This window comes from Enterococcus raffinosus, from assembly GCF_018917525.1.
In the GTDB taxonomy this organism is placed as follows: domain Bacteria; phylum Bacillota; class Bacilli; order Lactobacillales; family Enterococcaceae; genus Enterococcus_A; species Enterococcus_A raffinosus_A.
Map to the genome: position 1 here is coordinate 20,212 of NZ_JAHLOS010000026.1, position 13,868 is coordinate 34,079.

General features: G+C 40.6%; 10 protein-coding genes and 1 pseudogene. 6 read left to right on the forward strand and 5 right to left on the reverse strand.

The window, feature by feature from the left end:
- Positions 1 to 318 precede the first annotated feature (318 nt).
- From KQI58_RS15195 to leuD, 4 genes are all read left to right on the forward strand, one after another.
- Complete coding sequence (locus KQI58_RS15195) at positions 319 to 1,833, forward strand: 2-isopropylmalate synthase (RefSeq protein ID WP_216409894.1); 1,515 nt, start codon at positions 319 to 321, stop codon at positions 1,831 to 1,833.
- Between the two features lie 210 nt (positions 1,834 to 2,043).
- Positions 2,044 to 3,093, forward strand: a complete 1,050-nt coding sequence (gene leuB, locus KQI58_RS15200; RefSeq protein ID WP_216409895.1) for a 3-isopropylmalate dehydrogenase — start codon at positions 2,044 to 2,046, stop codon at positions 3,091 to 3,093.
- A gap of 2 nt (positions 3,094 to 3,095) precedes the next feature.
- Positions 3,096 to 4,469, forward strand: a complete 1,374-nt coding sequence (gene leuC / locus KQI58_RS15205; protein WP_216409896.1) for a 3-isopropylmalate dehydratase large subunit — start codon at positions 3,096 to 3,098, stop codon at positions 4,467 to 4,469.
- Entirely contained in the window at positions 4,469 to 5,053 is a 585-nt protein-coding gene (leuD, locus tag KQI58_RS15210; RefSeq protein ID WP_216409897.1) for a 3-isopropylmalate dehydratase small subunit, read from the forward strand. The genes leuC and leuD overlap by 1 nt, the downstream gene beginning before the upstream one ends.
- Before the next feature lie 51 nt (positions 5,054 to 5,104).
- Here leuD and KQI58_RS15215 read toward each other — a convergent pair.
- From KQI58_RS15215 to KQI58_RS15235, 5 genes and pseudogenes are all read right to left on the reverse strand, one after another.
- Positions 5,105 to 6,883, reverse strand: a pseudogene (locus KQI58_RS15215) (ABC transporter ATP-binding protein).
- A gap of 65 nt (positions 6,884 to 6,948) precedes the next feature.
- The gene (locus KQI58_RS15220) at positions 6,949 to 7,650 is read right to left on the reverse strand and encodes a MarR family winged helix-turn-helix transcriptional regulator (protein ID WP_216409898.1); all 702 of its coding nucleotides are present in this window, start codon (positions 7,648 to 7,650) and stop codon (positions 6,949 to 6,951) included.
- 222 nt (positions 7,651 to 7,872) lie between these two features.
- Positions 7,873 to 8,007 carry a FeoB-associated Cys-rich membrane protein gene (locus tag KQI58_RS15225; RefSeq protein ID WP_216409899.1) on the reverse strand — a complete coding sequence of 45 codons (135 nt, stop codon included), beginning with the start codon at positions 8,005 to 8,007 and terminating at the stop codon, positions 7,873 to 7,875.
- Positions 7,995 to 10,157: a ferrous iron transport protein B gene (gene feoB / locus KQI58_RS15230; protein ID WP_216409900.1), complete on the reverse strand. Its 2,163-nt coding sequence runs from the start codon at positions 10,155 to 10,157 to the stop codon at positions 7,995 to 7,997. The genes KQI58_RS15225 and feoB overlap by 13 nt, the downstream gene beginning before the upstream one ends.
- Positions 10,158 to 10,628: a FeoA family protein gene (locus KQI58_RS15235; protein ID WP_216409901.1), complete on the reverse strand. Its 471-nt coding sequence runs from the start codon at positions 10,626 to 10,628 to the stop codon at positions 10,158 to 10,160. It lies immediately after the preceding gene.
- A gap of 394 nt (positions 10,629 to 11,022) precedes the next feature.
- Here KQI58_RS15235 and nrdH point away from each other — a divergent pair, with 394 nt between their 5' ends.
- Together nrdH and nrdE are read left to right on the forward strand one after the other, a co-directional pair.
- Positions 11,023 to 11,241 (forward strand): glutaredoxin-like protein NrdH, encoded by a 219-nt coding sequence (gene nrdH, locus KQI58_RS15240; protein WP_216409902.1) that lies wholly within the window; start codon positions 11,023 to 11,025, stop codon positions 11,239 to 11,241.
- A gap of 400 nt (positions 11,242 to 11,641) precedes the next feature.
- The gene (nrdE, locus tag KQI58_RS15245) at positions 11,642 to 13,801 is read left to right on the forward strand and encodes a class 1b ribonucleoside-diphosphate reductase subunit alpha (RefSeq protein WP_216409903.1); all 2,160 of its coding nucleotides are present in this window, start codon (positions 11,642 to 11,644) and stop codon (positions 13,799 to 13,801) included.
- Positions 13,802 to 13,868: the final 67 nt, after the last annotated feature.

Below are 13,868 nucleotides of genomic sequence, written 5' to 3' on the forward strand. Positions count from 1 at the left end.
GTTTCTTTTCATTCGATAAAGATTCATCGGCGTATAATTTTATTAGAAAATATTCTAATCTTTTTTTCATAATCATATTGACTTTTCTTTTCTTTTTTTATACGATGAATACAACAATTTTTAAAAAATTCTGACAATAAACGGGTGGTTGCCATGATGAAATCAAATAGGTCTTTCAACGCAACTTTATTATTATAGCTGGGACTTTCTGAAAATCATTTCATAAAGTCCCTATTCGCATTGCATCGGAAAAGAAAGTGGTTCTTTTCCGATGGAGTGCTTTTTTTATACCCGTTTTTGATTTGAGGAGGAGTAAAAATGAGAAAGATTCAATTTTTTGACACCACATTAAGAGATGGTGAACAGACACCGGGAGTAAATTTTAATACGAAAGAAAAGGTTCAGATTGCTCTTCAATTAGAAAAATGGGGAGTCGATGTCATCGAGGCTGGATTTCCGATTGCTTCACCTGGTGATTTTGAAGCAGTGCAAAGTATTGCTCGTCAGGTAAAGAATATGACAGTAACAGGATTAGCACGTTGTCAGAGAAAAGATATTGATCGTGCTTATGAAGCCCTAAAGGACGCCGTTGATCCGCAAATTCACGTATTCTTGGCAACAAGCGATGTCCACATGCAGTACAAATTAAAAATGACTCGAGAGGAAGTTCTTGCTTCTATTAAAGAGCATGTCAGTTATGCACGCAGTTTATTTGAAAAAGTTCAGTTTTCTCCTGAAGATGCCTCTCGAACAGAAAAAGACTTCCTATTAGAAGCAGTACAAACAGCCATTGATGCTGGAGCTACTATTATTAATGTACCTGATACTGTCGGCTATTCGAATCCGACGGAATATGGCGCGATTTTTAAATCACTGATCGAAAATATTGAAAGTGAGCGAGAAATCTCCTTTTCTTCCCATTGTCACGACGATCTAGGAATGGCTACCGCAAACGCACTAGCTGCAATCGAAAATGGCGCGAACCGCGTTGAAGGTGCGATTAACGGAATCGGCGAACGTGCTGGCAACACGGCTTTGGAAGAAGTTGCCTTGGCATTAGCGATCCGCAAGGACTTTTATCAATGCGAATCGAATATTGTATTAAATGAAACAAAAAGAACCAGTGAACTGGTTTCACGCCTTTCTGGTATTCCGGTTCCCAAAAATAAAGCGATCGTCGGCGATAATGCCTATGCGCATGAATCTGGCATTCACCAAGATGGTGTATTGAAGAATCCAGAGACTTACGAGATCATTACCCCGACTTTAGTAGGCGTCAATCAAAATTCTCTTCCACTTGGAAAATTATCGGGGCGTCATGCTTTTAACGCTAAATTGGAAGAGCTGGGATATCAATTAAACGACACTGATAGCAAAGAAGCTTTCAAACGCTTTAAAGCATTAGCAGATAAAAAGAAACAAATTACTGATAAGGATTTAATCGCCCTGCTCGCAGATCAATATCGAGAAGAAACCGAAAAATACAAGCTGGCGGATGTTCAAGTTCAATACAGCTCGAATGGCTATCAAGGAGCGATTGTCTCTATTATTAATGAAGAAAACGAAATACAAGTCGCCTCTCAAATTGGTTCAGGTAGTATCCAAGCGATTTATAATACGATCGACGAATTACTCCAGCAAGATCCAGAATTGACGGAATATGAAATTCAGGCATTAACTGGTGGTGAGGACGCTCAAGCTGAAGTTCGCGTAACCCTACAAGATAAAGAAACCAACAATGAATTTCGCGGAATCGGCGTTGATTTCGATGTCCTTCATGCATCAGCCAAAGCTTACGTTCAAGCCAGTAATCATTTAAAACAAAATGGTTAGTTAAATAAACTGAAATCTAAAAATGAAAACTTTATTTTGAGATAGGATGCTAGTCCAACTTTTCGCAGAGCTCTTGGCACGCGGCTTAGCATCAATAAAACAGTTAATTCTTTTTCGTCTCGTTTAGTTGGATAGTATACGTGGCGATGATCAGACTCATTTTTCGTTTTTGGAAAAATGAATACTTTAATATGAGATAGGAGCAGATACATGAATAGTAAAATTGTTGTTTTAGCCGGTGACGGTATTGGACCAGAAATTATGGATAGCGGGTTACAGGTACTAGCAGCTATCGAAAAGAAATGTACACATACATTTGAACTTGAAGAGCTTCCTTTTGGAGGTGCAGGAATTGATGAAGCTGGTGCTTCTCTTCCAGAAAAAACACTCACTGCTTGTCAGGCCGCTGATGCGATTCTTTTAGGAGCAATCGGCGGTCCGAAATGGGAAAAAATGCAGGATACACCAGAAAAAGGTTTACTAGCTTTGAGAAAAGCATTAAATTTGTTCGCCAACATTCGGCCAGTCTCAGTTTCTTCTGCCCTGCTGCATCTTTCGCCTTTAAAACCAGAAATTCTTGAAGGTACTGATTTAATTATTGTACGAGAATTGAGCAGCGGTATTTATTTTGGGGAACCTCGGGAATTGACCGATACGATGGCTTACGATACGGCACGCTATCAAAAGGAAGAAATCGAACGAATTCTGCATTCAGCCTTTAAAATCGCTCAAGGTCGCGATAAAAAAGTAACCTCAGTAGATAAAGCGAATGTACTTGCTTCTAGTAAATTATGGCGGGCAACCGCGGAGCAAGTTGCCAAAGAATATCCTGATTGTCAACTAGAGCATCAATACGTTGATTCAGCGGCGATGAAATTAATCCAAAACCCGAAAGCCTTTGACGTCATCGTAACGGAGAATCTTTTCGGTGATATCTTGAGTGATGAAGCATCAGTACTGCCAGGTTCGCTAGGTGTGCTGCCGAGTGCAAGTCACAGCGATGGCGGCCCTTCGCTTTACGAACCGATTCATGGATCGGCGCCAGACATCGCAGGAAAAGGGATCGCAAATCCGATCTCAATGATTTTGTCAGTGGCGATGATGTTACGCCAATCATTCCAAGAAGAGCAAGCAGCAAAAGCAATTGAAATAGCATGCGATACAGTTCTATCTAAAGGGATCTTTACTCATGACTTGGGTGGACAAGCAACGACAGCCGAATTTACGAACGCTGTGATTCAAGAATTGGAGGAAGCATAATTATGGGAAAAACACTATTTGATAAACTGTGGGATCGTCACGTCGTTCATGGCGAGGAAGGCGCCCCGCAGTTGCTTTACATTGATCTCCATTTGATCCATGAAGTTACCTCGCCTCAAGCATTTGCAGGAATTCGTGAAGCCGGCCGAACATTGCGTCATCCTGAGCGGACGTTTGCTACGATGGATCATAACACTCCGACTAAAGACATTTTTAACTTCACCGATCTAGTGGCGAAAAAACAAATCGATACCTTGAGAGACAATTGCCAAGAATTTGGTGTCCAGCTTTGTGACAACGGCAGTGATCGTCAAGGGATTGTTCACATGGTTGGACCGGAAACAGGGTTGACCCAACCTGGCAAAACAATTGTTTGTGGGGATTCACACACCGCAACTCACGGCGCTTTTGGCGCACTAGCTTTCGGCATCGGTACTAGCGAAGTAGAACACGTTTTTGCCACTCAGACGCTTTGGCAAAACAAACCGAAAAATATGGGCATTAAGGTCACTGGCAAATTGCCGAAAGGCGTTTACGCAAAAGATATCATTTTGGCCTTGATAGCAAAATACGGGACAGATTTTGGTGTAGGCTACGGGGCGGAATTTTGTGGAGAAACCATTGAAAATCTTTCAATGGAAGAGCGTATGACAATCTGTAATATGGCGATTGAAGGCGGCGCGAAAATCGGTTTGATCGCTCCAGACGAAAAGACCTTCGATTATGTGGCTGGTCGCGAATTTGCACCGAAAAATATGGAAGCAGCAATCAATGATTGGAAAGAACTTTATACAGACGAAGACGCCCGCTATGATAAAGTATTGACACTCGATGCCAGTGAATTGGTGCCATTTGTTACTTGGGGGACCAATCCTGAAATGGGTGTTCCGTTTGACGGAACCTTCCCAGCGATCACATCGCCAGATCTGCAAAAAGCTTACGATTACATGGATCTAAAACCTGGACAAACCCCATCAGATATTCCAATCGGCTATGTCTTTATTGGTTCTTGTACAAATGGACGCTTGTCTGATTTACAGGAAGCAGCTAAAATCGTGGAAGGCAAAAAAGTTCATAACAATGTTACAGCCATCGTCGTTCCCGGTTCTAGACCTGTTCGTAAAGCCGCTGAAGAAATCGGATTGGACAAAGTTTTTATCGAGGCTGGTTTTGAATGGCGCGAACCTGGCTGCTCCATGTGTCTAGGGATGAACCCTGACCGAGTACCAGCTGGTGTTCATTGTGCTTCAACATCTAATCGAAATTTCCAAGGACGCCAAGGCAAAGATGCTCGCACACACCTTTGTAGTCCAGCAATGGCCGCATTGGCAGCCATTCACGGAAACTTTGTCGATAGCCGCAAGGAGGTCATCTAATGGAAAAATTTACGACTTATACAGGAAAATCTGTTCCACTAATGAATGATAACATCGATACTGACCAAATCATCCCAAAAGGCTTTTTGAAACAAGTCGATAAAGCTGGTTTTGGTAAACATCTTTTTGATGAATGGCGCTTTTTAGAAGATGGATCACCAAATCCTGCATTTATTTTAAACGCTCCTGAACGAAAAGACGCAACTATCTTAATCTCTGGTGAAAACTTCGGATCCGGGTCTTCCCGGGAACACGCGGCTTGGGCCATTCAAGACTACGGCTTCAAAGCAGTCATCACCGGCAGCTATAGCGATATCTTCTATATGAATGCTTTGAAAAATGGCCTGCTGCCAATTCGTATGGATCAAAGTATCCGTGAAATTCTTAGCCAAATTCCTGCGGATCAGACGATTACGATTGATCTGCCAAAACAAGAAGTACGGACTGCCGAAGCCTGCTATGCTTTTCAAATTGATCCGACTTGGAAAGAAAAATTGGTAAATGGGTTAGATGATATTAGCATCACCCTGCAGTATGAAGATGAAATCACTGCATACGAAGAAAAAATGCCAACTTACGAATAAACGAAAAGAGCGTGTCAAAACTTTATAATAAAAAGTTTTGACACGCTCTTTTTAATTTACCACTTGTTCTTGCACATATTGCGCATAAAGTGGATGACTGGCAATTAACTCACTATGCGTTCCATGACCAGTTACTTCACCTTTTTCAATAAAGTAAATATGATCGGCATCCACAATCGTTGATAAACGATGAGCGATTACTAATGTTGTCCGCCCTTCCATCAATTGATCCAACGCTCGCTGAACCTTTTCCTCAGATTGTGAATCCAAGCTAGCGGTTGCTTCATCTAGCATCAGAATTTTAGGATCACGTAAAAATGCTCGAGCAATGGCGATTCGTTGTTTTTGTCCACCGGATAATTTCACCCCGCGTTCTCCCAGTTCTGTTTCCAGTTGATCAGGAAAATCGCGAACGAATTGATCGGCATAGGCTAATTCTAATCCATGCCACAATTCTTTCTCTGTTAATGGTCGATCTAACCCATACTGCAAATTCTCACGAATGCTCCCAGCAAAAACGGCGCTATCTTGCGAAACATATCCGATTTGTGACCGCCAATTTGCTAGGCTAAGTTCTTCGATTGATTCATCTCCAATTTTAACTGTTCCATCATTTGGCTGATAGAAGCGTTCTAACAGAGCAAAGATGGTGGATTTCCCGCCTCAGCTTGGTCCAGCAAAAGCAATCACAGTATTTGGTTTCGCTTCAAAGGACACATTTTTTAAAATTGGACGATCTGCTACATAATGGAAGGAAAGGTTTTCCGCTTTGATTGTCTTGCCTGCCACATCTACTGCTTTACCTGTTTCGATCGGTTCTAATTCCGTCTTCAAGATTTGTTCGATTCGTTCGGTCGCACCCATGGCTTTTTGTACTTGCGAGAAGAACGTTGCAAAGCTAGCTGCCGGCATCATGATGTTAAATAGATACAACAAGAAAGCGACTAGTTGTCCACTCGTTAGTGTCCCCGCTTGAACACGAACAGCACCATATCCTAAGATACCAACAAACAAACCCAGCATGACGGTGGTAATGATTGGCTGGAGCATCGCTTCGACCTTCGCATCCTTGATTCCTAAATTAAAAATCTTATTGATAAATGAACCGCCGCTGTTTTTTTCAAATGTTTCACCATTACTAGATTTGATCAAGCGAATCTCAGATAATTTTTCACTGGCTTCTGCATTGAAATCCGCGGTTGCCGCCTGCAATTGCCGACCTAAGCGTGACATAATTCGTCCAATCGGCATCATAATCAACGCCATGATCGGCACTGCTAAGAACATCATCGCCGCCATTTTCCAATCCATTACAAATAGAATAATCATAGATCCAACTAATTGGATCGCACCCGTGATAAAATTAGGAAATTGCGTTGCGACTAAATCTTTAATGACTGTTGTATCATTCACCAGCCGCGAGCTGCTTTCTCCTGATTTGTGGTCATCATAATAACCAACAGGCATCTGTAGTAAATGCCCCCATAATTTTTCTCGTAATGATTTAACAGCACTCTCACCAACATAACGCAGTAGAAAACTTCCAATCGCACCGAAGGCTAATTGTGCCACAAAAGCTAAGACTAATACGATCAGCATGGTCTTATCGATTTGCGCTAACTTGCTTGTATCAATCAAGCCTTTGGTCAATTGCGGAACGATTAAACTTGCGCCGCTTGTTAATAAACTCAAAAATAAGCCAATCGCAAAAAGTGATTTTTTAGGATTCACACTCAGAATCAAGCGCAAAAAATCCTTTAATTTATAGTTGCTTTTCTTTTTATCGCCCTTCACTATTTCTTCAGGCGCCATACTCATATCCCGATCCATTGTTGGTTCCTCCAAACGTATAATCGCGAGTCCTTTTATAGAAGAGTCTCGCTAAATTTATCCTTTTAAAAATCTTCCCATTCAGTGTCTTCTGGACCTCGCGTTTTTCGTGGGTCCTCACAGAAATTCTGATTTCCCCAAAAATTCCGTTGAAAATCATGATTGAAATTCCGGGAAAAATCTCGTGATGCATTTCGCATCTCACGTTGCATTTGATGTCGCATCCGATGCTGCTCTTCCCGCGAAAGATTTTGCCAATCCTCTTGCCAATTTTCAGCGAACTGTTCACGCATCGCCTGCATCTGACGGAGACGATCCATTGGATCAACAAAGCGACCCGCCTGCTTTTGAAATTCCTCTTGCCAGCCGGCAGAGATTTTTTGCATGTACTCGCTGAAATTTCCCTGTTCTTCTTCCGTCAATCCGGCAAAGAAGGCTTCACTCATATCCTCGCCGACATGGCTTAATTTTTGGGCTTTTTGTTTTCCTTTTTCGGTTAAGAAGACACGTTTGATTCGTTTATCGTGCTCTTCTTCTTTTCTTAATACGTCGCCGCCTTTTTCCATCTTCTTCATCAGCTCTGCTAAGGAACTTGGACGAATATCTAAAATTTCGGCTAGCTGACTTTGAATCAAGCCGTCTTCCCTTGCTAGAATTGCTAAGACACGTTGCTGCCCCGTTAGTTTTTGTCTTTTACTCATAAAAGCGTTACTGGCAGAACTGATAAAACGTAATTGACGCATCAAATCTTTAGTAAACTCACTCATTTAAAAAATCCCCTTTTTTTATCATTAAGTTCGGTACCGAAATTTATTTCGTTTGCTATTATAGTTCGGTACCGAACAGTTGTCAACAACTTTGCTACATAAATTAACGCAATAGATTCGTTTTATAAAGAAAACATGCTTTAAAGAAGCGTTGTTAAAACTCGTGTACGTTAAAAAAAGCATAAAAAAAGAACTCAGTGACATTCACCGAGTTCTGAAATGCTAATGCTTATGTTGTTCTTCCTTTACCGGACAGCCACTATCGCAATCTTCGCATGAACTGCCATTTTTAATCCGTCGATAAACGATCACGCCGGCACCACCGAAAATAATAATACTTAAAATTATAGTTGCCATTCTTTCACCTCTTTGATCTCTTCAATGGTAATTGTCGGAGTCTGCTTCACTGGTCTTCTGACAATGAAATAAATCATTGCAACAAGTACTACAGCGGCTAGAATCAAACCGATACCGATTTTACCGTCTTCGAACATCACATGTCCGAATTGATAAACAATGAAGCTCACGGCATAAGCCAGTCCACATTGATAACCAATCGCTCGCCAAGTCCACTTGATATCACCCATTTCGCGATGAATCGCACCAATTGCTGCAAAACATGGCGCACACAATAAATTAAAGACTAAGAATGAATAACCGGCGATTGGCGTATAGGCTGCCTGCAAGGATTTCCAGATTTCCACACCATTTTCTGCTACCTCAGCATGACGATATAAAATTCCGAAGGTCCCAATCACATTTTCTTTGGCCACTAGCCCTGTAATAGCAGCAACGGCTCCGCGCCAATCTCCCCAACCTAAAGGAGCAAACAATGGTGCAATCAAGCCGCCTAAAGCAGCCAAAATACTATCATTTTCATTTACAGACTGTAATGAGAAATTGTAGCTGGAAATAAACCAGATTATGATACTAGAAACAAAAATGATTGTGCCAGCACGTTTCACAAATGCTTTACTGTGATCATACGTATATCTCACGGTGTTACCGATTCTAGGCATATGATACAACGGAAGCTCCATAATAAATGGTGCTGGATCGCCTGAAAATAGTTTGGTTTTCTTTAACGCAATTCCTGATAAGACAATAGCTCCCATCCCGACAAAGTAAGCGGACGGTGCTACCCAGCTACTATTGGGGAAGAACGCTCCGGCAATCAATGCAATGATCGGTAATTTTGCCGAACAGGGCATAAAGGTTGTCAGCATCGCAGTCATTCGACGATCTTTCTCGTTCTCGATCGTTCGACTAGCCATGACACCAGGTACTCCGCAACCTGTCGCAATCAGCATAGGAATAAATGACTTTCCAGACAAGCCAAACTTACGGAAGATTCGATCCATAACAAACGCGATTCGAGACATATACCCGCAATCCTCTAACAACGCCAAGCATAGGAAAAGCACCATCAATTGTGGCAGGAAGCCTAAAACAGCCCCGACTCCGGCAATGATTCCATCTAATATCAAACTTTGCATCCATTCAGCAACATTCCATGATTGCAAGGTCGAGCTGACAAAATTCGGCACGATATCGCCAAATAAATTCTCATTCACCCAATCGGTGCCCATCGCACCAATCGTTTGAATCGCAATGTAGTAAATCAACCACATCACTAAAGCAAAGATTGGCAACGCCAAGAAACGATTGGTTACAATTCGGTCTATTTTATCTGAGATTGATAGTTTAAACTGATCCTCATCAATAACACATAACATTTTCAAATCGGTGATAAAATTGTAGCGCTCATTAATAACTAAGCTTTCCGCATCCTCACCGAAGATTTTCTCTGTGATCTTAATAATCTCTTGCAAATCTTTTTCCTGAATCGGACTCAGATTTAAGTCTTTTTGCGCACGTTCATCTCGCTCAAATAATTTCAAACTGTACCAGCGGCTATACTTAGCAACAACCGTACTGCCTAAAACCTCTTCTATTTCACTTAGTGCTGCCTCTAAACGTTTATCATAGTGAGGAAAATTAACTTCCTCTACTCCTTTTTTCACTAGATGAAGGGCTTCGCTAACCGCCTTATCCAGTCCCCAGTTCTTCAACGCGCTGATCCCTACAACTGGAACACCTAAGGCATAAGCAAGCTTCTCTAGATTAATTTGCTTACCACTTTTTTTGATGATATCCATCATATTCACAGCAACCACTACTGGAATCCCTGTTTCGATCAATTGAGTCGTTAAGTAAAGATTACGCTCCAGGTTCGTCCCATCAATAACGTTGATGATGGCATCCGGCGTACCCGAAAGTAAATAGTCTCGAGCCACTACTTCCTCTGGAGAGTAGGGTGATAACGAATAAATTCCTGGCAAGTCATCAATACTTACTTCAGAATCCTTCTTATAAATACCCTCTTTACGTTCAACCGTTACACCTGGCCAATTTCCTACAAATTGGTTGGTTCCGGTTAACACATTGAAGGTACTTGTTTTCCCGCTATTAGGATTTCCTGCTAAAGCAATATGTATCTTACCCATTTATTCTGCCTCCTTCGATACGATCACCATCTCTGACTCGCTTTTTCGTAAACTTAGCTCATATCCACGAACGCGAAGTTCAATTGGATCACCTAGAGGAGCCAGCTTGACAACTTTTACCGCGGTGCCTTTTGTTAATCCCATATCCATCAAGCGGCGTTTGATTGACCCGCTGCCGTGAACATTCACTACAATGCCTTCTTCTCCTGCATTTAATTGATCGAGTGAGACCCAGGTTTCTTGGTCCTCCGTTAATTCCTTCACAAGTATCTGATTAAGTAAAGACTGGGATAAAGCCAATCGTGTATTATGTAATAGGATGATGCCATTATCGCCAGAATGATTTACGAGGGCAACTTTTGAACCGACAATCATTCCCAAGTCTTGTAATCGGTGCTTTAAATCATTTTCTAAAGGCATTTCGCTAATCTGAACGACACGGTTCAATGAAACATCTGCCAAAGTTGTCATATTTTTCTCCACCTTACTGTTCGACTTCTACATCTAATTAATAATGAGAATCTTTCTCATTAAGAATAGCTTCATTTGAGCGCAAAGTCAATAAATGGTCGAAGATTTTTGCTTTTTTCTGAGCAACTTGTTTGACAATTACTGATTTATTTGTTTTACAAAACTGTTTTTTCGTTATTAAAAAAACTTTTTTCTCGTAAAAAAACATCGTATAACGGATTTTCCAATTCTGTAAAGGGATTTTTCTTTGCAACTGTCCGTTTTCAATCTTTTTGCAAAAAACACAAAGAGTTGTATACCAATATTTTACCAACACAATATATGGTGTTTAACGATTGACTTTTTCTCTACATCTTTTATACTAGTAATTGTAGAAATCAAGGGAGGTAGTCTTATGGTAAAAGTCTATTCAAAAAATAATTGTATGCAATGTAAAATGACAAAACGTTATTTAACTGAAAATCATATTTCATTCGAAGAGGTCAATATCGACAATGAACCCGAAGCTCTAGGTTTTCTAAAAGATCAAGGTTTCCAAAGTGTCCCAGTTATTTTCGGCGGACAACAAGCCATCATCGGTTTCCGTCCAGATCAATTAAAAGCATTAGCGTAATTTAAGAGGACGCGGCAGAAGCATTTAGCTTCATGAATAAGAAGGATTATCTTAAAACAAAATTACATGTTTTGGAATAATTCGGCTTATTGCGTAGAAGAAATTGCTTCTAGAGCACCGCTTTTTCGAAACTTTGCGATCCATGATTGCAAAGTTTTCTTTATTGCCAGTTCCAATTTTTACAGTTTGCTTAGTAAATGAGTCACTGTTCTAGAAACTTTATGGAATGGTTATATGTATGAGCTTTTTCTAAATTTTACGTCAGAAAAATTCAGACAATAAAACGAACTTTGACGTTATCTGTTGGAATATTAATAAATCAATCCATGATGACGATTCATTCCTTCGATTTTAAATGATTGGAAATATACAGACACTATATATAGAAAGATGTGACGAGATGAGCCTGAAAGACCTAGGTGAAGTATCTTACTTCAAGTTGAACAATGAAATCAACCGTCCAGTGAATGGACAGATTCCACTAAATAAAGATAAAGAAGCATTAACCGCTTTTTTCAAAGAAAATGTTGAACCAAATACCCATGCATTTTCTTCTGTACAAGAGAAAATCGACTATTTAATAGAAGAAGATTTTCTAGAAGCAGAGTTTCTTGCAAAATATACGCCTGCTTTTATTGAAAAACTTTATACCTATTTAGCTGAACAAAACTTTACTTTTAAATCATTTATGGCGGCGTATAAGTTTTACTCGCAATATGCGCTGAAAAGCAATGATGGCACGGAATATTTAGAAAGCTATGAAGATCGTGTTGCTTTTAATGCCTTGTACTTTGCGGATGGTGATGAAAAATTAGCTTTGTCCTTAGCAGATGAAATGATCCATCAACGTTACCAACCCGCTACCCCGTCCTTCTTGAATGCGGGACGCAAACGGCGTGGTGAATTGGTCTCTTGTTTCTTGATCCAAGTAACCGATGACATGAACAGCATTGGCCGTTCAATCAACTCCGCTTTGCAATTATCACGTATCGGCGGCGGTGTCGGTATCAATTTGTCCAACTTGCGTGAAGCAGGTTCACCAATCAAAGGGTATGATGGAGCCGCAAGTGGTGTCGTTCCAGTCATGAAATTATTCGAAGACAGCTTCTCTTATTCAAATCAATTAGGTCAACGTCAAGGGGCCGGGGTTGTTTACTTAGACGTCTTCCATCCAGATATTGAAATGTTCTTATCTGCCAAAAAGGAAAACGCCGACGAAAAAATCCGAGTGAAGACTCTTTCCCTTGGTGTGACTGTGCCAGATAAATTTTATGAATTGGCTCGTAAAAATGAAGATATGTATTTGTTCAGCCCTTACGGTGTCGAACGCGAATATGGTGTGCCTTATTCTTACGTGGATATTACGAAGGAATACGATAATTTAGTCGCAAATCCAAATATTCGCAAGAAGAAAATTCGTGCCCGCGATTTAGAAAATGAAATCTCTAAGTTGCAGCAAGAATCTGGCTATCCATATATCATCAATATTGATACAGCGAACCGGGCGAACCCTGTTGATGGGAAGATCGTCATGAGTAATCTATGTTCTGAGATCTTACAAGTTCAGACACCTTCTACTATCAATGGACGACAAGAATATGATGTATTAGGTACGGATATTTCATGTAACCTTGGTTCAACCAATATCGTGAACTTGATGGAAAGTCCTGACTTTGGTCAATCTGTTCGGACAATGGTTCGTGCGTTGACTTTTGTTACTGATGAGTCAGATATTGAAGTTGTTCCTTCGATCCAAAATGGAAACAAGCTGAACCACACGATCGGATTAGGTGCGATGGGCTTACACAGCTTCTTTGCAAAACATTTGATGGAATACGGTTCAGAAGAATCGATCGACTTTACCAATATCTATTTCACCTTGCTAAACTATTGGACGTTAATGGAAAGCAATGAATTAGCAAAAGAACGCAAGACAACCTTCCATAACTTTGAAAAATCAGATTACGCAAACGGTTCGTATTTCGATAAATATACGACTGGCGAATTTGTACCTAAAACAGATAAAGTCAAAGAAATTTTCAAGGATATCTTTGTCCCAACTGCTGAAGATTGGCAAGCATTAAAAGAAGCCGTTCAAAAAGATGGTCTATATCATCAAAACCGTCTAGCCGTAGCACCAAATGGTTCAATTTCTTACATTAATGATACAAGTGCCAGCTTGCACCCAATCACTCGTTTGATTGAAGAACGTCAAGAGAAGAAAATCGGTAAGATCTATTATCCAGCACCTTACTTGAATAATGAAACCTTGCCTTATTATACTTCTGCCTACGATATGGATATGCGCAAAGTCATTGATGTTTACGCAACTGCGCAACAACACATTGACCAAGGAATGAGCTTGACCTTGTTTATGCGTTCGGAAATTCCTGAAGGCTTGTACGAATGGAAAACAGAAAGCAAACAAACCACACGTGATTTGAATATCTTGCGTAACTACGCCTTCTACAAAGGCTGCAAATCCATTTATTACGTGCGGACCTTCACCGATGATGCCGAAGAGATCGGTTCAAATCAATGTGAAAGCTGTGTAATCTAATGATCATTACCTCTCGCACTTCGGTTCGAGAGGTCGTGTTATGCGTAAATTAATACTTTAGGGGGAA

What these genes read in the sequence shown, in the direction of transcription:
- KQI58_RS15195 (WP_216409894.1), top strand. Translation starts at nt 319, where the DNA reads ATGAGAAAGATTCAATTTTTTGACACCACATTAAGAGATGGTGAACAG.
- leuB (WP_216409895.1), top strand. Translation starts at nt 2,044, where the DNA reads ATGAATAGTAAAATTGTTGTTTTAGCCGGTGACGGTATTGGACCAGAA.
- leuC (WP_216409896.1), top strand. Translation starts at nt 3,096, where the DNA reads ATGGGAAAAACACTATTTGATAAACTGTGGGATCGTCACGTCGTTCAT.
- leuD (WP_216409897.1), top strand. Translation starts at nt 4,469, where the DNA reads ATGGAAAAATTTACGACTTATACAGGAAAATCTGTTCCACTAATGAAT.
- KQI58_RS15220 (WP_216409898.1), bottom strand. Translation starts at nt 7,650, where the DNA reads ATGAGTGAGTTTACTAAAGATTTGATGCGTCAATTACGTTTTATCAGT.
- KQI58_RS15225 (WP_216409899.1), bottom strand. Translation starts at nt 8,007, where the DNA reads ATGGCAACTATAATTTTAAGTATTATTATTTTCGGTGGTGCCGGCGTG.
- feoB (WP_216409900.1), bottom strand. Translation starts at nt 10,157, where the DNA reads ATGGGTAAGATACATATTGCTTTAGCAGGAAATCCTAATAGCGGGAAA.
- KQI58_RS15235 (WP_216409901.1), bottom strand. Translation starts at nt 10,628, where the DNA reads ATGACAACTTTGGCAGATGTTTCATTGAACCGTGTCGTTCAGATTAGC.
- nrdH (WP_216409902.1), top strand. Translation starts at nt 11,023, where the DNA reads ATGGTAAAAGTCTATTCAAAAAATAATTGTATGCAATGTAAAATGACA.
- nrdE (WP_216409903.1), top strand. Translation starts at nt 11,642, where the DNA reads ATGAGCCTGAAAGACCTAGGTGAAGTATCTTACTTCAAGTTGAACAAT.